We start from the raw sequence: 19,646 nt of genomic DNA on the forward strand, positions 1-19,646 counted from the left end.
CGCCGTGTTCGGCGATCCCCTCCCGGCGCCTCCGGGACGAGGGGTGCACCATGGTTCACATGTCCGACGGGATTCCCGTGTGCGAACCGATCACAGTGGTGCTGGCGCTCAAGGAGCTGCAGCACGCCAAGAGCCGTCTTGCCGCCGAGCCGGCCGCGCTCGGCGACCGGGCTGCTCTGGTCGCCGCGATGTTCGCCGACACCGTCGACGCGGTGCGCGCGGCCGGGGCGCAAACGATCGTCGTCGTGAGCCCGGACCCGCAGGTGCATCGCACCGCACGCGCCCTCGGAGCGCTCGCCCTGGACGAACCCGCCGGAGCCTCCGGGCTCAATGCGGCCCTGCGGCACGGCGCCGCCGCGGCGACGGGCGGGGTGGTCTATCTCCAGGCCGATCTTCCGGCGCTTCGCGCGGAGACCTTCGGCGCCGCGCTCGCCGCCGCGGCGGCGTATCCGGCGGCCTTCGTGGCCGACCGGCACCGGACCGGGACAGCGCTGCTGGCCGTCGGCGCCGGCATCGGCGTCCGCCCCGCCTTCGGCCCGGACTCGGCAGCGGCCCACCGGGCGGCCGGCGCCGTGGAACTGGATCCGCAGCAGCGGTGGTGGCCCGATCTGCGCTGCGATGTGGATACTCCCGGCGACCTGCGCATCGCGTCCGACCTGGGCGTGGGGCCGCGGACCAGGGCCGTGCTGTCGGTCCCCGCCTGCGACGCCGCGCACGATCGGGGCCGATAGGGAAGAATAAACTCGTGACCGCCACGGACGAGACCACCGAACACCCCACCCCGGCGCTGCCCGCCGCTCTTCCGGCCGAGACCGTCGATCCCGACGAGTCCGCCGACCTGCCCGCCGAACGCTATTTCAACCGTGAACTCGGCTGGCTCGACTTCAATTCCCGGGTCCTGGCGCTGGCCGAGGACACCTCGCTGCCGCTGCTCGAACGTGCCAAGTTCCTGGCGATCTTCGCCTCGAACCTCGACGAGTTCTTCATGGTCCGGGTCGCCGGTCTCAAACGACGCGACGAGACCGGCCTGTCGGTGCGCTCGGCCGACGGCCGTTCCCCGCGCGAGCAGCTGCAGATGATCGCCGCGCGCACCCAGAAGATCGCGGCCCGGCACGCCCGGGTGTTCATCGACTCGGTGCAGCCGGCCCTCGACGAGGTGAACGTGCGCATCGTCGGCTGGGACGATCTGTCGCAGATCCAGCAGGTGCGGTTGCGCGAGTACTTCCACAACGAGCTGTTCCCGGTCCTGACGCCGCTGGCGGTGGATCCGGCGCATCCGTTCCCCTACATCAGCGGTCTGTCCCTGAATCTGGCGGTGACCGTGCGCGACGTCGGCGAGGGCGGCGAGCACTTCGCCCGCGTCAAGGTGCCCAACAACATCAACCGCTTCATCCGCGTGGACCGTCTGATCCCGGACACCGATCCGCCCGGACCCGACGGCCATCACCCGGCGATCTTCCTTCCCCTGGAGAAGCTGATCGGCGCCAACCTGGAGTTCCTGTTCCCCGGCATGCAGGTGGTGGAGCAGCACGTCTTCCGCATCACCCGCAACGCCGACTTCGAAGTGGACGAGGACCGCGACGAGGATCTGCTGCAGGCCCTGGAGCGCGAGCTGGCGCGCCGCCGTTTCGGCTCGCCGGTCCGCCTGGAAGTGGGCGACGACATGAGCGAGCACATGCTCGAGCTGTTGCTGCGCGAACTCGACGTGAATCCGGCCGATGTGATCCAGGTGCCCGGGCTGCTCGACCTGACCGCCCTGTTCGAGGTGCACGCCATCGACCGGCCCGGCCTCAAGGAGCGCCCCTTCGTCCCGAAGACCCACCCGGCGTTCGGTGAGCGGGAGACTCCCAAGAGCATCTTCACCACCCTGCGCGAGGGTGACGTGCTGGTGCATCACCCGTACGACAGCTTCTCCACGAGCGTGCAGCGCTTCATCGAGCAGGCCGCCGCCGACCCGCAGGTGCTGGCGATCAAGCAGACGCTGTACCGCACGTCGGGTGACTCCCCGATCGTCGACGCCCTGATCGATGCGGCCGCCGCCGGGAAGCAGGTGGTGGCGCTGGTGGAACTGAAGGCGCGGTTCGACGAGCAGGCGAACATCCGCTGGGCCCGCAAGCTGGAGCAGGCCGGGGTGCACGTGGTGTACGGGCTGGTCGGCCTCAAGACCCACTGCAAGACGTGCCTGGTGGTGCGCCGCGAGGGTTCCACGATCCGCCGCTACTGCCACATCGGCACCGGCAACTACAACCCGAAGACCGCCCGACTGTACGAGGACGTGGGCCTGCTGACGGCCGCCCCGGAGATCGGCGCGGACCTGACCGACCTGTTCAACACGCTGACCGGTTACTCCCGGAAGAGCGAGTACCGGAATCTGTTGGTCGCTCCGCACGGCATCCGGACCGGGATCATCGAGCGGATCGAGGGCGAGGTGGCCGCGCTGCGCGCCGGGAACACCAGTGCCCGAATCCAACTCAAGGCCAACGCGCTGGTCGACGAGCAGGTGATCGACGCGCTGTACCGCGCCTCGCAGGCCGGGGTGCCGGTGGACATCTTCGTCCGCGGCATCTGTGCGCTCCGCCCGGGTGTGCCGGGCCTCAGCGAGAACATCACCGTCCGTTCCATTCTCGGCCAGTTCCTGGAGCACTCGCGGATCATGGTCTTCGGCGCTGCGCAGGAGTACTGGATCGGCAGTGCCGACATGATGCACCGCAACCTGGACCGCCGCGTCGAGGTGATGGTGCAGGTGCGGGACCGGCGGCTGGCCGCCGATCTGCAGGACATCTTCGACTCCGCGTTCGACCCGCGCACCCGCTGCTGGGAACTGCGCCCCGACGGCGGGTGGACGGCGTCGCCCGCGGCCGGTGAGGAGGTCCGCGACCATCAACGGAAGATGGTGACCCGCCGGCGGCGCCATTCGGATCCGGGATCGGGCACGTGACGTCGTCTTCTCGGACGGTCTGGGCGGCCGGCGGTGTCCTGTGGCGCACGAGGGCCCCGGGCTCTGATCACAAGCCCGGCAAGGTCGAGGTGGCCGTAGTCCACCGCAAGCGGTACGACGACTGGTCGCTGCCTAAGGGCAAGGCGCACGACGGCGAGCTGCTGGTGGCCACCGCCGCGCGGGAGATGTCCGAGGAGACCGGCTACGACAGCCGCATCGGCCGGCGGCTGGGCACGGTCAGCTACGACCTCAGACCGGGCGTTCGCAAGAAGGTCACCTACTGGTCGATGCAGGCGGACGGCGGACGTTTCGTCACCAATCACGAGACCGACGACATCCAGTGGCTGTCGGTGTCCGGGGCCGAGCGCACCGTTTCGTACGACGCCGACCGCAAGATCCTGAAGCGCTTTGCCGCGCAACCGGTTCGCGAACTGCACGAGCTCATCGTGATTCGACACGCCAAAGCCGGACGTCGTTCGCGGTTCACCGGCGACGACACGCAGCGGCCCCTGGACGCGGCGGGCACCGCCCAGGCCGAAGCGCTGGTGCCGCTGCTCGGACTGTACGGCGTGCGGCATCTGCACGCCGCCGACCGGCTGCGCTGCGTGGAGACGTTGGTGCCGATGTCACAGGAGTTGCGCACCGACATCGTGAACGAACCCGCGCTCACCGAGGAGGCCTACGCCGCCGACCCGGAAACCGCGTTCGCGCGCCTGACCGAGCTCGCCGCCCCGGTGCCCGGTGTACGAGCGGTCTGCAGCCAAGGCAGAGCCATCGCTCCCCTGCTGGAGCGTTGGGCGGGTGAGGCCGGCATCGACCTGCCCTCGTCGCGGTACCGCAAGGGCAGCGTCTGGATCCTCACCCTCCACGGGGACGCACTGGTGCAGATCGACCATCTGTCCAGCCCGTTGCCGGGCAAGAACGGCCACTGACCCGCCGCGAACGACGCGGCGGGTCAGTGGGGGTTCGGGCTACTTCGCGGTCTTCTTGGCCGCAGACTTCTTGGCCGGAGCCTTCTTGGCCGCAGTCTTCTTTGCCGGAGTCTTCTTGGCCGCAGTCTTCGTCGCCGCAGTCTTTTTGGCCGCAGTCTTTTTGGCCGCGGTCTTCTTCGCGGGGGTGGCCTTGGCGGCGGTCTTCTTGGCCGGAGTGGCCTTCTTGGCCGCCGTGGCCTTCTTGGCCGGAGCCGACTTCTTAGCCGCCGTGGCCTTCGTCGCAGCCGTGGTCTTCTTGGCGGCCGTGGTCTTCTTCGCCGGAGCCGACTTCTTCGCGGCGGTCGTCTTCTTGGCGGCCGTGGTCTTCTTCGCGGCCGTGGTCTTCTTGGCCGGAGTGGCCTTCTTGGCCGCCGTGGCCTTCTTCGCCGCCGTGGTCTTCTTCGCCGCCGTCGTCTTCTTGGCGGCTGTGGTCTTCGCGGCGGTCTTCTTGGCGGCGGTCTTCTTGGCGGCGGTCTTCTTGGCGGCAGTCTTCTTGGCGGCGGTCTTCTTGGCCGGTTCAGCCTTCTCGGCCGTTCGTTTGACCGCGGGCTCACCCGCCTTCAGCTTGCGGCGGCCCGCGACGATCTCCTTGAACTGCGCTCCGGGCCGGAATGCCGGGATCGAGGTGGCGCGCACCTTCACGGTCTCCCCGGTGCGCGGATTCCGGGCTACTCGCGGTGCGCGACGGCGCTTCTCGAAGACACCGAAGCCGGTGATGGTGACGCTCTCACCCTTGTTCACCGCCCGGACGATGGTGTCGATGAGGGTCTCCACCGCCTCGGTAGCGGTCTTGCGGTCGGCATCGAGGCGCTTGGTCAGCTCTTCGATGAGTTGGGCCTTGTTCATCGGTTCCTCCGCGTTTGTGTGGTTTCGCCAGCGGGGCCAGCTATTTCACACGGTAAACGGCGAAAGCAGAAATCGTGGGCGCAACACCGAATTCCTTACCACCCGAATCGGCACGGGCGGTAAGGAGTTCGATGAGCGTTTGTTCACATTCGGGTCGGTCGGACCCGATCGGCCGGGCCGTTCCCGGTCGCGACGAGACGCCCGCGGGTCACGGGAGGGTGACCGGCAAAAAGCCCGGGCGCTCCTTCTCGAACTCGCCGATGGCGTCCACTTCACGCAGCGTCAGGCCGATGTCGTCGAGGCCTTCCATCAGGCGCCAGCGGGTGTAGTCGTCGATCTGCAGCGGCACCACCAGGTCGCCCGCGGTGACCGTCCGGCTATCCAGATCCACGGTCAGCTCCAGGCCGGGCTCAGCCTCGAGCCGCTTCCAGATCAGCTCGACGTCGTTCTGATCCACCTGTGCCGCAACGAGTCCGGCTTTGCCGGAGTTGCCGCGGAAGATGTCGGCGAAACGCGCGGAGATCACCACGCGGAAACCGAAGTCCATCAGTGCCCAGACCGCGTGCTCACGAGAAGAGCCGGTGCCGAAGTCGGGGCCGGCCACCAGGACCGAACCCGAACTCCACGGCTCGTTGTTGAGGATGAAGTCGGGGTCGCCGCGCCAGGCCGCGAACAGGCCGTCCTCGAAGCCGGTGCGGGTGACGCGCTTGAGGTAGACGGCGGGGATGATCTGGTCGGTGTCGACGTTGCTGCGCTGCAACGGAACTCCGATGCCGGTGTGCGTGATGAAGGGTTCCATGATCGTTTCTCTCGCTGGGAGTCTCGCTGGTCAGTCCAGATCGGCGGGTGCGGCCAGCCGGCCGCGCACCGCGGTCGCCGCGGCGACGGCCGGCGACACCAGGTGGGTGCGGCCGCCCTTGCCTTGGCGCCCTTCGAAATTGCGGTTGGAGGTGGACGCGCACCGGTCGCCCGGTGACAACTGGTCGGGGTTCATGCCCAGGCACATCGAGCAGCCGGCCATCCGCCACTCAGCTCCGGCACCGGTGAAGATCTCGCCGAGACCTTCGGCTTCGGCCTGCGCGCGCACCTTCATCGAGCCGGGCACCACGAGCATGCGGACCCCGTCGGCCACCTTGCGGTCCTTGAGAACGTCGGCGACCGCCCGCAGGTCTTCGATGCGGCCGTTGGTGCACGAGCCGACGAAGACGGTGTTCACTTCCACCTCGCGCAGCGGGGTACCCGGGGTGAGGTCCATGTACTCCAGCGCACGCTCGGCGGCCAGGGCCTGCGTCTCGTCCAGGATGTCGGCCGGGTTCGGAACGTCCGCCCCCAGGGGCAGCCCCTGCCCGGGGTTGGTGCCCCAGGTGACGAACGGGGTCAGCGCGGAGGCGTCGATGTGGACCTCACGGTCGTAGACCGCTCCGGGATCGGTCTGCAGGCTGTCCCAGTACTGGACGGCCGCATCCCAGTCGTCGCCCTGCGGGGCGTGCGGACGGCCCTTCAGGAAGTCGTAGGTGATCTGGTCGGGGGCGATCATGCCGGCGCGGGCACCGGCTTCGATCGACATGTTGCAGATGGTCATGCGTGCTTCCATCGACAGCTTCTCGATCGCCGGGCCGCGGTACTCCAGGACGTGCCCCTGTCCGCCGCCGGTGCCGATCTCGGCGATGATCGCCAGAATCAGATCCTTGGCGGTGACGCCCGGCGGCAGTTCGCCGTCGACGTTGATGGCCATGGTCTTGAACGGGCGCAGCGACAGCGTCTGGGTGGCCATCACGTGCTCCACCTCGGAGGTGCCGATGCCCATCGCGATGGCACCGAAGGCGCCGTGCGTGGAGGTGTGGCTGTCGCCGCAGACCACCGTCATGCCGGGCTGGGTCAGCCCCAGCTGCGGGCCGACCACGTGGACGATGCCCTGCTCGTCGTCGCCCATCGGGTACAGACGCACACCGAACTCGGCACAGTTGCGGCGCAGCGTCTCCACCTGCAGCGCCGAGACCTGGTCGGCGATCGGGCTGAAGATGTCGGTGGTGGGGACGTTGTGGTCCTCGGTCGCGATCGTCAGGTCGGGACGGCGCAGCTTGCGGCCGGCCACCCGGAGGCCGTCGAAGGCCTGCGGACTGGTCACCTCGTGGACCAGGTGCAGGTCGATGTAGATCAGGTCGGGACCGGTCTCGCCGTTCTCGTCGACCCGGCCGGGGACCACCACGTGGTCGTCCCAGACCTTCTCCGCCAGCGTGCGGGGCGCGCTGGTTGCTGGTGACTGAGTCATGAGCACACTCGACTTTCGCGTCTTGCCGCCTCCACCGGCTTCGGGGCTGTCGCCTGCGTGGACTGGCAATCTCAATATATGGACAGTTAATATCGTCGTATGGGAAATTCTAGCGGAATCGGTGTCCTAGACAAATCGGTGCTGGTCCTGCAGACGGTCGCGCAGCGGCCGTGCAATCTCGCCGAGCTCACCGAGGCGACCGGACTCCCCCGCGCGACCGCCCACCGCCTGGCCGTGGGCCTGGAGGCCCATCTGCTGGTGGCCCGCGACGGCACCGGGCGCTGGATCCCCGGTCCGGGCCTACGACGGCTCGCCGCCGCCGCGCCGGACGCCGTCCGGGAAGCGGCACTGCACGTCTTGCCCGGCCTGCAGGAGGCCACCGGCGAGTCGGTGCAGCTGTACCGGCGCGAGGGCGCCGAACGGGTGTGCATCGCCGCCGTCGAGCCGCCCACGGGTCTGCGCAACACCGTGCCGGTCGGCATGCGGCTGCCGATGACGGCGGGCTCGGCCGCCCGCGTCCTGGCCGCGTTCGCCGACACCGAGACCCGGGAGTCGCTGTTCGGCGCGGCCGGCTTCACCGAGCGCGCTCTGGCCGAGATCCGCCGGCGCGGCTGGGCGCAGAGCGCCGGCGAACGCGCCGACGGCGTCGCAAGCGTCTCCGCCCCGGTCTACGACGGCGGTGGCGAGGTGGTGGCCGCGGTCTCGGTGTCCGGCCCGATCGAGCGCATGGGCCGCCGCCCGGGGGAACGATGGGCCGACGACCTTCTCACTGCCGCCCAGCGGATCGGCGCTCGGCTGTAGCGTCGGATCCATGGGAACCAACCAGCGCAATCAGATCGTCATGTCGGACACCGAGATCGCCGACTTCATCCGCCACAGCCGTACCGCCACCCTCGCCACCGTCGGCGCCGACGGCCAGCCGCACCTGGTCGCCATGTGGTACGGCGTCGTCGAACCCGCCGCCGATGCCGCCTCCCCGATTCCCGAGGTCTGGTTCGAGACCAAGGTGAAGTCGCAGAAGGCGGTGAACATGCTCCGCGATCCGCGCATCACCGTGATGATCGAGGACGGGCACACCTACGACACCCTCCGCGGAGTCGCCATCGAGGGCACGGCGGAGGTGCTCGACGACCCGGACAGCTGCCTGCAGACCGGGATCAGCGTCTGGGAGCGCTACAACGGCCCGTACAGCGAAGAACTGCGTCCGGCCGTGGACGCGATGATGCACAAGCGCGTGGCGGTGCGGGTGGTGCCCGGGCGGATCCGCTCGTGGGACCACCGCAAGCTGAACCTGCCCGAGATGCCGGTCGCCGGCTCCACCGCCCAGTACCTCTGACGCGACCAGTACCGCAGAATCCGAAGACGAAGCAGGCCCGCACCGGGAACGGTGCGGGCCTGCTTCTGGTAGCCCCGACGGGATTCGAACCCGCGCTACCGCCTTGAGAGGGCGGCGTCCTAGGCCGCTAGACGACGGGGCCCTAGAACTGCTCGGCAAGCGAGCTATTCGGTTTTGAGAGACACGGGTGACCCCGTATGACTCGCTGGGGTACCAGGACTCGAACCTAGAATGGCGGTACCAGAAACCGCTGTGTTGCCAATTACACCATACCCCAAGGGTTTTCCCGGATCTCGGCGGCGAGCTCATTCTCCGCTTCGTTCCGAACCGGAAGAAAGATTACCAAGACACCACCCCCAAACTACAAATCGCCTGGTCACAGGGCCGTAGGCCGCCGGGAAGCGGGGCCCCTAGCCCGCGGCTGCGGCCACTTCGCGGGCCTGCGCCAGCCGGCGCAGCGTGGTCTCGCGGCCCAGGATCTCCATGGATTCGAACAGCGGAGGGCTCACCGCGGCACCGGTGACACCCACGCGGACCGGCCCGTACGCCTTGCGCGGCTTCAGCTCGAGACCGTCGATCAGGGCGGCCTTGAGAGCCTCCTCCAGGACCGCGGTCTCCCACGTGTCGACCCCCTCGCACGCGGCGATCGCGGCGTCGAGGACTCCCGCCGCGTCGGCGCCCAGATTCTTGGCGGCCGACTTCTCGTCGAAGGTGAAGTCCTCGTCGGCGACGTAGGCGAACTTGATCAGGTCCCAGGCGTCACCGAGCACCTGGATGCGGGTCTGCACCAGGTCGGCGAGCGGTCCGAAGACGGCGTCGTCGACGGGCTCGGTGAGGTGACCGCGCTCCACCAGGTAGTGGCGCAGCCGGCCGGCGAAGTCGGCCGGGGTGAGCCGGCGGATGTGCTCGGCGTTGATCGCGTCGGCCTTGCGCTGGTCGAAGCGCGCCGGGTTGGAGTTCACATTGCGCACGTCGAAGGCGGCGATCATCTCGTCGAGCGTGAAGACGTCGTTGTCGCCGGACAGCCCCCAGCCGAGCAGGGCCAGATAGTTCAGCAGCCCCTCCGGCAGGAAGCCGCGGTCGCGATGGTGGAACAGATTCGACGCCGGATCCCGCTTGGACAGCTTCTTGTTGCCGTCGCCCATCACGAAGGGCAGGTGTCCGAACTCGGGCACCCCGTCGGCGATGCCGAGCTCGGTCAGCGCGCGGTACAGCGCGATCTGCCGCGGTGTCGACGGCAGCAGGTCCTCGCCGCGCAGCACGTGGGTGATCTTCATCATGGCGTCGTCGACCGGGTTCACCAGCGTGTACAACGGGTCGCCCGCCTCCCCCGGTGCGCCGGAGCGAGTGAGGGCGAAGTCGGGAACCGTCCCGGCCTTGATGGTGGTGGTGCCGCGGACGAGGTCGTCCCAGGTGATGTCCTCGTCGGGCATCCGCAACCGGATCACGGCGCCCCGGCCGGCGGCGGCGAACTCCGCGCGCTGCTCGTCGGTCAGGTCGCGATCGAAGTTGTCGTAGCCGAGCTTGGGGTCGCGGCCGGCGGCCTTGTGCCGGGCTTCGACCTCGTCGGGGGTCGAGTAGGCCGGGTAGGCGTAGCCCGCCTCCACCAGGCGGTCGACCACGTCGCGGTGCAGCTGCTTGCGCTCGGACTGCCGGTACGGCCCGTACGGGCCGCCCACCTCGGGCCCCTCGTCCCAGTCCAGCCCCAGCCAGCGCAGGGCGTCGAGGATGGCCTCGTAGCTCTCCTCGCTGTCGCGGGCGGCGTCGGTGTCTTCGATGCGGAAGACGAAGGTACCGCTGTCGTGACGGGCCTGAGCGAAGTTGAACAGCGCGGTGCGGGCCAGGCCGACGTGCGGGGTTCCGGTGGGTGACGGGCAGAAGCGAACGCGGACGGTCATGCAGGTCAGCGTAATGGGTCAGCGCCGGGCCCGATCAGCCAGGAGAGGCGCGGCGCTCACTCGCCCGCGACACCGCGCAGGAAGTCGATCAGCAGCTCGTTGACGGTCTCCGGGTGCTCCAGGTAGCCGAAGTGCCCGGCACGCTCCACCTCGGCGTAGCGCGACCCCGGAACCGCCTCGGCGACCTCCCGCGCCAGCTGCACCGGCAACGTCTGGTCGTCGGCGAAACCGACCACCAGGCAGGGCCGGTCGATGCCGGCGTAGGCGGCCAGCCGGTTCTCCTCGCGCTCGGGCAGGCTCAGCTGGGCACGCAGACCCGCCGACCGGGTCTGGCCGCCGAAGCCGATCACGTCGAGCCAGTCACGGGCGGCGCGGTCGTCGGCCAGGGTGTGCGGCGACAGATTCTGTTTCGCGGTGATCGCGGCGTGATAGTCGCCGGGCAGTTCGATGCCTGCGTCGATGAGGGCGAGCTCGCCCGCCGAGAACGCCGACACCAGCGGCGTCACCCGCCCGTAGGTGCCCAGCAGCGCCACACCGCGGACCAAGTCGGGCCGGCTCAGGGTCAACTCCTGCGCGATGCGCGCACCCAGCGAGGTGCCGACCACCAGCGCCGGCGCCCCCAGATGCTCGATCAGCGCGGCGGTGTCGTCCACCATGTCGGCCAGGGTGAAGCCGTCGGGGCACTCGCTGGTCGGCGGGATGCCGCGGTTGTCGAAGGTGACCACCCGGAAGCCCGCGCGGACCAGCGCGGGCACCTGGTGGGCCTGCCACACCCGCCCCGGGCTGCCGGTGCCCATGATCATCAGCACCAACGGCCCCTCGCCGGATTCGGCGTACGAGACGGTGATGCCGTTCAGTTCCGCGGTCGCCGGGCGCGGCGGAGCGGGGCGGCGGCCGGCGGCGGTCACTTGTCGACGACGGGATTGGCGAGGGTGCCGATCCCCTCGACGGTCACCGAGACGGTCTGGCCTGCGGTCATCGGCCCCACGCCCGCGGGGGTTCCCGTGAGGATCACGTCGCCGGGCATCAGCGTCATCACGCCGGAGACCCATTCGACGATGTCGCCGACGCTGTGGATCAGCTTGGAGGTTCGACTGGACTGCTTCACCTCGCCGTCCAGTTCGGTGCGGATGGCCAGATCGGACGGGTCGATCGCGGTCTCGATCCACGGTCCGAGCGGGCAGAAGCTGTCGTAGCTCTTGGCACGGGTCCACTGGCCGTCGTGGCGCTGCTGATCGCGGGCGGTGACGTCGTTGGCGATGGTGTAACCGAGGATCACACCCGCCGCCTGCGCGGCCTTCACGTCCTTGCACGGGCGGCCGATCACCACCGCCAGCTCTCCCTCGTAGTCGACGCGCTCGGAGGACGGCGGCCGCACGATGGGCACCCCGGGCCCGATGATGGAGGTGCTCGGCTTCATGAAGATCACCGGATCGGACGGAGCCTCGCCCTCGGGAGCCATCTCGGCGGCGTGCTCCGCATAGTTCTTGCCGATGGCGACGATCTTGCTGGCGAGGATCGGAGCGAGCAACCGGGTCTGATTCAGCGGCCAGCTGCGACCGGTGAAGGTCGGCTCCCCGAAGGGGTGCTCGGCGATCTCCCGCGCGACCTGTCCACCCTCGTCACCCTCGACGGCCACGAAGGCCATCCCGTCCGGCGTTGCGACACGAGCGAGTTTCATGCCGCCAGATTAGCGCAGCACCGCCCGGGGCCGCCGCGCACGGGTGTACTACACTCTGATACTTGAATATCACTATATGAGACAAGGCGGTGGGTAGAGCGTGAAACGGAGAACGGCGGCGGCGTTGCACGACCACCCCGCGGCCCCGACGCGGGCACGCCGCTGGGGCATTCTGGTCTGCTCGCTGATCGCCGCGATGACGGCCACCGCCGCCACCAGCGGATTCGCCTACGTGATCCCGGCTCTGCACGACGACGGCATGTCGCTGGGCACCGCAGCTCTGCTCGCCGCCGTGCCGACCGTGGGCATCACGGTGGCGATCCTCGCTTGGGGCTGGGCCCTGGACCGGTTCGGGGAGCGCCGGGTCCTGCTGATCTCCCTGCTGATCACGCTGGTCGGCACCACCGGAGCTGCCGCGGCCGCCGGAATCGGCGCGTCCGAGTGGGTACTCGGTGCCGCACTGCTGGTCGGCGGGGTGGGCTCGGGCGCCGCCAATGGGGCCAGCGGCCGGATCGTCATCGGCTTCTTCCCCGCCGACCAGCGGGGCACCGCGATGGGCATCCGGCAGATGGCGCAGCCGCTGGGCATCGCCGTCCTCGCGCTGTCGATGCCGGTGCTGGCCTCCACGGCCGGAGTGGCCGCGGCGCTGGCCGTCCCGGCCGCCGTGACGGCTCTCGGCCTGCTGACGGTGTACCTGGGCATCGTCGATCCGCCGCTGCCGGCGTCGGTGCTCGCCGCACAGCCGGACGGCAATCCGTATCGGTCGAGCACCTACCTGTGGCGGATCCACGCGTTCAGCGTGCTCCTGGTGATCGGCCAGAACATGTTGTGGACCTTCGTTCCGGCGTGGCTGATCATCGCCCAGGGGTGGACCCCCCTGGGCGCCGGCGTGCTCGTGACGGTGACGCAGGTGCTGGGTGCACTCGGCCGGATCGCCGCGGGACGGGTGTCCGACGTGTGGGGTTCGCGCATGCGGCCGGTCCGGGTGATCGCGGTGGCCGCCGCGGTGACGATGGCGGCGCTGGCACTGACCGATCAGTTCGACAGCGCCCTGGCACCGGCCATGATGGTGCTGGCCTCCATCGCCACCGTGGCCGACAACGGTCTGGCGTTCACGGCCATCGCCGAATCGGCGGGCCCGTTCTGGAGCGGCCGAGCCCTGGGGGTCCAGAACACCGCACAGTTCGTCACCATGGCGGCGGCGACTCCGATCCTGGGTGCGGCGATCGAGCGCCTCGGCTATCCGGCCGTCTTCGCGATCGTCGCGGCCGCTCCGGTCCTGGCACTGCCGCTGATCCCCGGTGACCCGCGTCCCCGGGAGGAAGAGGTCATTCCTCGATCAGGAGCGAGTTGATGGTCGCCGCGGCCGTCGCCGCGTCGTCGACCACCACCACGTCGCGGCGGAACGGCTTCGGCGCGTCGCCGGTGCGTACCACCACCAGGCCGGGCCCGGAGCGGAGGACGAAACCCGCCGCGCCCTTCAGCTTCGCGGAGAAGCCGATCCGGAGGCCCCAGCCGCCGAAGTCCTTCAGTGCACTGACCGGAACCACTTCTGCGCGCTCGATCTCGGCGAGCGGGATCAGCACGCGCGGCCGGCCCAGCGGACCGGCGAAACGCACCTGCTGGGCGGAGACGGTGACTCGCACCAGACCGGTGGCCACGGTCGCCACGGCGATCACCAGTGCCACCGGGAGCAGGATCGCCCACATCCCGACCACGACCGCGACGCCAAGCAGGGCCAGCACCGACGACGCCAGCACGATCATCGCGGTGGGCGCGTACGTGGTGCGGCCGGACCAGAGGACGCCGACGCCGGCCGGCGGCGCGGACACCGGGACCTCCCCCACCACCTGCGGCGAGTCGCCATCACCGGTGGCGGCGGGCAGTACGTAACCGGCCGCGACGCCGGTCAGCACACCGCCGGCGGCGGCGAGCAGGAACGCCCAGCCCGACAGCGGTGCGGCCGCCGAATGGGCCAGGTCCAGCTGCGCGCCGGTGAGGGCGACGATCAGCACGATGACGAAAACGGCGGTGCCGCAGAAAGTTCCGGCCAGGATACGGCGGGTGGTCGCCTCCACCCGCCGGACGAAGGTCACCAGACACAGCGCGGCCCCGACCGCGGCTGTGACCGCCACCGAGACCACTACGCCGTCGACGGACGTGAATCCGTCCGGCGTGCCGCCCGAGCCCCAGTGCGTGGCGACCGGATCGGGCAGCCGGACCCGCCAGCCGTCGACGAGCAGCGCACCGACCAGTCCGGCGAGCGCGACGATCAGCGCCGGCACGGCGCGCAACAGCGTGGCGCCGCGGTCGGACCGCCCGGGGTTCTCCGGATCGGTCACCACCGCACCGGCTCGGTCACAGCGATTCCAGGATCCGGTCCCCGACCTCGGTGGTGGATCCGCGCTGGTCTCCGCGCGCGGCCACGTCGGCCGCCACGGCCGCCTCGATGCGGGCGGCTCCGGCGTCGTCGCCCAGGTGACGCAGCAACAGCGCGGCCGACAGGATCGCGGCCGTCGGATCGGCCAGCCGGCGGCCCGCGATGTCCGGGGCGCTGCCGTGGACCGGCTCGAACATCGACGGGTTGGTGCCGGTGGCGTCGATGTTGCCTGACGCCGCCAGGCCGATACCGCCGGAGACCGCGGCCGCCAGGTCGGTGACGATGTCGCCGAACAGGTTGTCGGTGACGATCACGTCGAACCGGCTCGGGTCGGTCACCAGGTAGATCATCGCGGCGTCCACGTGGCAGTAGTCCACGCTCACCTCGGGGAACTCCGTGGCCACCTCGTCGACGGTGCGCGCCCACATGGAACCGGCGAAGGTCAGGACGTTGGTCTTGTGCACCAGGGTGAGCTTCTTCGAGCGCTGCTGGGCGCGGGCGAAGGCGTCGCGCACCACCCGCTCGATGCCGTACCGGGTGTTCACGCTGACCTCGGTGGCGACCTCGTGCGGGGTGCCCACCCGGATCGCACCGCCGTTGCCGGTGTACGGCCCCTCGGTGCCCTCGCGGACCACCACGAAGTCGATGTCCTGCTCGCCCGCCAGCGGCGAGGCGACGCCGTCGTACAGGACCGACGGCCGGAGGTTCACGTGATGATCGAGGAGGAACCGCAGCTTCAGCAGGAAACCGCGTTCGAGCACACCGGACGGCACCGACGGATCACCGATCGCGCCGAGCAGGATCGCATCGTGCTCGCGCAGGGCGGCCACGTCGTCGTCGGTGAGGAGTTCACCGGTCGAGTGGTAGCGGCGGGCGCCGAAGTCGAACTCGGTGGTCTCGACGTCGGGGTGCAGCTTCTCCAGCACGCGCAGCGCCTGCTCCACCACCTCGGGCCCGATGCCGTCACCGGGGATCACGGCCAGCTTCATGAGAAGTCCACCTGCTTGATCAGGGTGGCCGAGACTGCCTCGGCCACGGCGTCGAGGACGTCGTCGTCCACGGCGCGGTCGACGCGCAGGATGGTGGTGGCGCCCGGCCCCTCCAGGTCCTGCGCCAGGCCGGCGGCGACGATGTCGACGCCGACGTTGCCCAGCAGCGTGCCGATCTTGCCCAGGGTGCCCGGCTGGTCGGAGTAGCTGATGATCAGGTTCTTGCCCTCGGCGCGCAGGTCGAAGTTGCGTCCGTTGACGTTGACGATCTTCTCCACCTCGCGCGGCTCGGTGAGGGTGCCGGCGACGTTCACGTGGGAGCCGTCGGCGAACACCGCGCGCACGTCGATCATGCTGCGGTGGTTGGGGCTCTCGCTGGCGGTGACGACGTCGTAGCTGACGCCGCGCTCTTCGGCGACGCTCGGGGCGTTGACGAAGGTGACCGGCTCGTCCACGACGGCCGAGAACAGGCCGCGCACCGCCGACAGGCCGAGGACGTCGGCCGGGCGGGCGGCGAGCTCGCCGCGGATCTCGACGGTGACCCCGGTCGGCTGCGCCTCGGAGATCACGCCGACCAGCTGGCCGAGCTTGCGGGACAGGTCGAGCCACGGGGCGACCTCGTCGTCGACCGGTCCGCCGGTGATGTTGACCGCGTCCGGGACGAACTGTCCGGCCAAGGCCAGCTGCACGCTCTTGGCCACGTCGGTGCCGGCCCGGTCCTGGGCCTCGGCGGTGGAGGCGCCCAGGTGCGGGGTCACCACCACTTCGTCTAGGTCGAACAGCGGCGAATCGGTGCACGGCTCGGTGGCGTAGACGTCCAGGCCGGCGGCACGCACATGGCCGGACTTGATCGATTCGGCCAGTGCCGCCTCGTCGATCAGGCCGCCGCGGGCGGCGTTGACGATGATGGCGCCCTGCTTGGTGCGGGCGAGCTCGTCGGCGCCGATCAGGCCGGCCGTCTCCTTGGTCTTGGGCAGGTGCACGGTGATGAAGTCGGCGCGCTCGAGGAGCTCGTCCAGGCTCACCAGCTCGATGCCCAACTGGGCGGCGCGGGCCGCCGACACGTAGGGGTCATACGCGATCAGGTGGGTCTCGAAGGCGCCGAGGCGGGCGGCCACCAGCTGACCGATGCGGCCGAGTCCGACCACACCGACGGTCTTGTCGAACAGCTCGACACCGTTGAACGACGACCGCTTCCAGGTCTTGTCCTTCAGGGTGGTGTCGGCGGCGGGCACCTGGCGCGCGGCCGCCATGAGCAGCGCGATGGCGTGCTCGGCCGCCGAATGGATGTTGGAGGTCGGGGCGTTGACCACCATCACGCCGCGTTCGGTGGCCGCGGGGACGTCGACGTTGTCCAGGCCGACGCCGGCGCGCGCGATGATCTTCAGGTTCTTACCGGCGTCGAGGACCTCGGCGTCGACCGTCGTGGCCGAGCGGACCAGCAGCGCGTCGGCGCCGGCGACGGCCTCGAGCAGCTTGGGACGATCCGGCCCGTCGACCCACCGGACCTCGACGTCGCCGCCGAGCGCTTCGACGGTGGACGGAGCGAGCTTGTCGGCGATCAGGACAACAGGACGGCCGGATGCGGTCACTAGGGTTTCTCCAGATTTCATCGGTGCAGCATGCGAGGACACACGCGTCTGACGCGACTACCTTAAGCTCCGCCGGGCCCCCGGGCACACCCGGCTACCTGGCTATGTGGTGCGCGCCACGTGAGACCGGGTACATTCTTCCGAGGTGTCTCGTTTCTGTCACAGCTTGACCAGGCTGTGCCCTCCGCCCGCGGAGATCCATCGGGATCAGAATAGAGTGAGGCACGTCCACGGTTCGCGTGCGAGCCGAGAACAACACGAGCGGAGTTTGTACATGAAGAAGACCGCACTGGTCTTCGCGGCGGTGGTCGCCGCGATCCTGGCCCTGAGTGGAATCGGTGTGGGAACCTCCCAGGCCGCACCGAGCGTTTCCCTCGGCGGCGGATCGGGAATCCTGGTTCTCAAGGGCGGCAATTCTGCCGCCGCCTGCACCGTGACCACGGTCGGCCGACCGACCGCCGGCCCGAACCGCGGCAAGCTGATCGCCCTCACCGCCGGACACTGCGGCAAGCCGGGGCAGCGAGTCCTGTCCGAGCGCGCCCAGAACCGCGGCCCCATCGGCACCATCACTCAGAGCTACTCCGACATCGACCTCGCCATCATCGAACTGGATGCGGCCAAGGTCCGTCCGGTCAGCACCGTCGGCGGCGTCACCATCAAGCGGATCAGCAACAAGCCGGTCTCCTTCCCGACCGTCATCTGCAAGGAGGGCCGCACCACCGGTCACACCTGCGGCGTCACCTGGTTCTCCGACGGCGCTGCGCACTTCTCGCAGATGTGCGTGATCGAAGGCGATTCGGGCAGCCCCGTGGTGGTCGGCAACACGCTGGTCGGCATGGTGAACGCCTACTACTTCGTCTCGTGCATCGGACCGGAGACGGGCACCAACATGGGCACCATCACCAAGCGTCTCAACCGGGCCGGCTACAACAACTTCCGCCCGGTGTAAGCGGAAACCGATCGACAACGGCGAGGGCGCCCGGGGATCTCCCCGGGCGCCCTCGCCGTGTGTGGGTCAGCCCAGAGCGGCCTTCTCGGCGCCGATGGTGGTGTCGTCGCCGTGGCCGGTGTGCACCACGGTGTTCTCGGGCAGATCGTAGAGGCGGGCCCGGATGGAGTCCTCGAGCACCTCGCGGCTGGAGAACGACCGCCCGGTGGCGCCCGGTCCGCCCTGGAACAGGGTGTCTCCGGTGAAGACGCACCCCAGATCCGGCGCGTAGAGGCAGATCCCGCCGGGCGCGTGACCCGGCGTGTGGATCACCGTCAGGGCGATGCCACCGACCTCGATCTGCGCGCCGTCGGCCAGATCCTCGTCCCAGGCGCGCCCGGGGTGCGTCAGCTCCCACAGCTGGGCGTCGTCCGGGTGCAGCCAGATCGGGGCGCCGGTGGCCTCGGCCAGCTCGGGCGCATACCGGACGTGGTCGTCGTGCGCGTGCGTGCAGACGATCGCGGTCACGGTGCGACCGCCGACCAGGTCGAGGATCTTCTCGACCGAGTGCGGGGCGTCGATGACGATGCACTCGGCATCGTCGCCGACCACCCACACGTTGTTGTCGACGTCGAAGGTCTCGCCGTCGAGGCTGAACGTTCCGGAGGTGACGGTGTGATCGACCCGCGCGGTCATCAGATCACCACCACCGAACGCAGCACGTCACCGTGGTGCATCTTGTCGAAGGCCCCCTCGACGTCGTCGATCCCGATCTCCTCGGTGACGAAGGCGTCCAGATCCAGCCGGCCGTCACGGTAGAGGTCCACCAGCATCGGGAAGTCGCGGCTGGGCAGGCAGTCGCCGTACCAGCTCGACTTGAGCGCGCCGCCGCGTCCGAAGACGTCGGCCAGCGGGATCTCCGGGATCGTCATGTCCGGGTTGGGGACGCCCACCAGCACCACGGTGCCGGCCAGGTCGCGGGCGTAGAAGGCCTGCTTCCAGGTCTCCGGCCGCCCGACGGCGTCGACCACCACGTCGGCGCCCTCGGCGCCCGGGTGGTACTCGTCGCAGATCCTGGCGATCTCCTCGACCGGATCCACCTTGGACGAGTCGATGGTGTGCGTGGCCCCGAGCTTCTCGGCGGCCGCCAGCTTCTTCGGGTCGATGTCGACGGCGATGATCGGCATCGAGCCGGCCAGCGCGCCGCCGGCGATGGCCGCCACACCCACTCCGCCGCAACCGATCACGGCGAGCGACTTGCCGCGGCCGGCGCCGCCGGTGTTGATGGCCGCACCCAGTCCGGCCATCACGCCGCAGCCGAGCAGGCCGGCCGCAGCCGGCCGGGTCTCCGGGTTCACCTTGGTGCACTGGCCGGCCGCGACGAGGGTCTTCTCCGCGAAGGCGCCGATGCCCAGGGCCGGGCTCAGCTCCGTGCCCGCTCCCTCACCGTCGGCGATGGTCATCTTCTGCGTGGCGTTCCTGGAATCGAAGCAGTACTGGTGCTCGCCGCGCAGACAGGCGCGGCACTGACCGCACACCGCGCGCCAGTTGAGGATCACGAAGTCGCCCGGCGCCACCTCGGAGACGTCGTCGCCGACCGACTCCACGATGCCGGCGGCTTCGTGCCCGAGGAGGAACGGGAACTCGTCGTTGATCCCGCCTTCCCGGTAGTGCAGGTCGGTGTGGCAGACACCGCAGGTGAGGATCTTCACCACCGCCTCGCCGGGACCGGGATCGGGGATCGTGATGTTGACCGTCTCGACGGGCGCACCCTTGGCGCGCGCGATGACACCCTTGACGACCTGACTCATGAAT

General features: G+C 69.7%; 18 protein-coding genes and 2 tRNA genes. 7 read left to right on the forward strand and 13 right to left on the reverse strand.

What is annotated here, in order from left to right; genetic code table 11:
• Positions 1–59: 59 nt before the first annotated feature.
• Genes cofC through ABD732_RS07610 form a run of 3 tightly spaced genes read left to right on the forward strand, consistent with a single transcriptional unit; the run spans position 60 to position 3,870 of the window.
• Complete coding sequence (gene cofC / locus ABD732_RS07600; protein WP_344782245.1) at positions 60–731, forward strand: 2-phospho-L-lactate guanylyltransferase; 672 nt, start codon at positions 60–62, stop codon at positions 729–731.
• 14 nt (positions 732–745) lie between these two features.
• Entirely contained in the window at positions 746–2,938 is a 2,193-nt protein-coding gene (locus tag ABD732_RS07605; protein ID WP_344782247.1) for an RNA degradosome polyphosphate kinase, read from the forward strand.
• Positions 2,935–3,870 (forward strand): NUDIX hydrolase, encoded by a 936-nt coding sequence (locus ABD732_RS07610; RefSeq protein WP_344782249.1) that lies wholly within the window; start codon positions 2,935–2,937, stop codon positions 3,868–3,870. The genes ABD732_RS07605 and ABD732_RS07610 overlap by 4 nt, the downstream gene beginning before the upstream one ends.
• A 39-nt stretch (positions 3,871–3,909) precedes the next feature.
• Here ABD732_RS07610 and ABD732_RS07615 read toward each other — a convergent pair whose 3' ends face one another.
• From ABD732_RS07615 to leuC, 3 genes are all read right to left on the reverse strand, one after another.
• The gene (locus tag ABD732_RS07615) at positions 3,910–4,755 is read right to left on the reverse strand and encodes an HU family DNA-binding protein (protein WP_344782251.1); all 846 of its coding nucleotides are present in this window, start codon (positions 4,753–4,755) and stop codon (positions 3,910–3,912) included.
• 208 nt (positions 4,756–4,963) lie between these two features.
• Positions 4,964–5,554, reverse strand: coding sequence for a 3-isopropylmalate dehydratase small subunit (gene leuD, locus ABD732_RS07620; protein ID WP_344782253.1), 591 nt, complete (start codon positions 5,552–5,554; stop codon positions 4,964–4,966).
• Between the two features lie 30 nt (positions 5,555–5,584).
• Positions 5,585–7,027 carry a 3-isopropylmalate dehydratase large subunit gene (gene leuC / locus ABD732_RS07625; protein WP_344782255.1) on the reverse strand — a complete coding sequence of 481 codons (1,443 nt, stop codon included), beginning with the start codon at positions 7,025–7,027 and terminating at the stop codon, positions 5,585–5,587.
• Between the two features lie 99 nt (positions 7,028–7,126).
• Here leuC and ABD732_RS07630 point away from each other — a divergent pair, with 99 nt between their 5' ends.
• Together ABD732_RS07630 and ABD732_RS07635 are read left to right on the forward strand one after the other, a co-directional pair.
• Positions 7,127–7,828 carry an IclR family transcriptional regulator gene (locus ABD732_RS07630; protein ID WP_344782257.1) on the forward strand — a complete coding sequence of 234 codons (702 nt, stop codon included), beginning with the start codon at positions 7,127–7,129 and terminating at the stop codon, positions 7,826–7,828.
• 10 nt (positions 7,829–7,838) lie between these two features.
• Positions 7,839–8,363, forward strand: coding sequence for a PPOX class F420-dependent oxidoreductase (locus tag ABD732_RS07635; protein WP_344782258.1), 525 nt, complete (start codon positions 7,839–7,841; stop codon positions 8,361–8,363).
• A gap of 66 nt (positions 8,364–8,429) precedes the next feature.
• Here ABD732_RS07635 and ABD732_RS07640 read toward each other — a convergent pair.
• The 5 genes from ABD732_RS07640 to ABD732_RS07660 all read right to left on the reverse strand — a co-directional run bounded on the left by ABD732_RS07640 (position 8,430) and on the right by ABD732_RS07660 (position 11,942).
• A tRNA-Glu gene (locus ABD732_RS07640) sits at positions 8,430–8,505 on the reverse strand.
• Between the two features lie 63 nt (positions 8,506–8,568).
• Positions 8,569–8,640, reverse strand: a tRNA-Gln gene (locus ABD732_RS07645).
• A gap of 133 nt (positions 8,641–8,773) precedes the next feature.
• Entirely contained in the window at positions 8,774–10,261 is a 1,488-nt protein-coding gene (gltX, locus tag ABD732_RS07650; RefSeq protein WP_344782260.1) for a glutamate--tRNA ligase, read from the reverse strand.
• 56 nt (positions 10,262–10,317) lie between these two features.
• Entirely contained in the window at positions 10,318–11,169 is an 852-nt protein-coding gene (locus ABD732_RS07655) for an alpha/beta fold hydrolase (RefSeq protein WP_344782262.1), read from the reverse strand.
• Positions 11,166–11,942, reverse strand: a complete 777-nt coding sequence (locus ABD732_RS07660) for a fumarylacetoacetate hydrolase family protein (RefSeq protein WP_344782264.1) — start codon at positions 11,940–11,942, stop codon at positions 11,166–11,168. The genes ABD732_RS07655 and ABD732_RS07660 overlap by 4 nt, the downstream gene beginning before the upstream one ends.
• 100 nt (positions 11,943–12,042) lie before the next feature.
• On the opposite strand from ABD732_RS07660, the gene ABD732_RS07665 reads away from it, so the two are divergent.
• Positions 12,043–13,296 (forward strand): MFS transporter, encoded by a 1,254-nt coding sequence (locus tag ABD732_RS07665; protein ID WP_344782266.1) that lies wholly within the window; start codon positions 12,043–12,045, stop codon positions 13,294–13,296.
• Here ABD732_RS07665 and ABD732_RS07670 read toward each other — a convergent pair.
• From ABD732_RS07670 to serA, 3 genes are read right to left on the reverse strand one after another with little or no spacing between them, the layout of a single operon-like run.
• Positions 13,271–14,284: a DUF1648 domain-containing protein gene (locus tag ABD732_RS07670; RefSeq protein WP_344782268.1), complete on the reverse strand. Its 1,014-nt coding sequence runs from the start codon at positions 14,282–14,284 to the stop codon at positions 13,271–13,273. The genes ABD732_RS07665 and ABD732_RS07670 overlap by 26 nt on opposite strands.
• Before the next feature lie 16 nt (positions 14,285–14,300).
• Complete coding sequence (locus ABD732_RS07675) at positions 14,301–15,311, reverse strand: 3-isopropylmalate dehydrogenase (RefSeq protein ID WP_344782270.1); 1,011 nt, start codon at positions 15,309–15,311, stop codon at positions 14,301–14,303.
• A complete protein-coding gene (gene serA, locus ABD732_RS07680) occupies positions 15,308–16,903 on the reverse strand; it encodes a phosphoglycerate dehydrogenase (protein WP_344782272.1) in 1,596 nt (531 codons plus the stop codon). The genes ABD732_RS07675 and serA overlap by 4 nt, the downstream gene beginning before the upstream one ends.
• A gap of 274 nt (positions 16,904–17,177) precedes the next feature.
• Between serA and ABD732_RS07685 the strand changes: the two genes are divergently transcribed.
• Positions 17,178–17,852: a chymotrypsin family serine protease gene (locus ABD732_RS07685; RefSeq protein ID WP_344782274.1), complete on the forward strand. Its 675-nt coding sequence runs from the start codon at positions 17,178–17,180 to the stop codon at positions 17,850–17,852.
• A gap of 66 nt (positions 17,853–17,918) precedes the next feature.
• Here ABD732_RS07685 and ABD732_RS07690 read toward each other — a convergent pair whose 3' ends face one another.
• Together ABD732_RS07690 and ABD732_RS07695 are read right to left on the reverse strand one after the other, a co-directional pair.
• A complete protein-coding gene (locus tag ABD732_RS07690; protein ID WP_344782276.1) occupies positions 17,919–18,527 on the reverse strand; it encodes an MBL fold metallo-hydrolase in 609 nt (202 codons plus the stop codon).
• Positions 18,527–19,642 (reverse strand): S-(hydroxymethyl)mycothiol dehydrogenase, encoded by a 1,116-nt coding sequence (locus tag ABD732_RS07695; RefSeq protein ID WP_344782278.1) that lies wholly within the window; start codon positions 19,640–19,642, stop codon positions 18,527–18,529. The genes ABD732_RS07690 and ABD732_RS07695 overlap by 1 nt, the downstream gene beginning before the upstream one ends.
• Between the last annotated feature and the right edge of the window lie 4 nt (positions 19,643–19,646).

It is taken from the genome of Gordonia caeni (assembly GCF_039537105.1).
GTDB classification, from domain to species: domain Bacteria; phylum Actinomycetota; class Actinomycetes; order Mycobacteriales; family Mycobacteriaceae; genus Gordonia; species Gordonia caeni.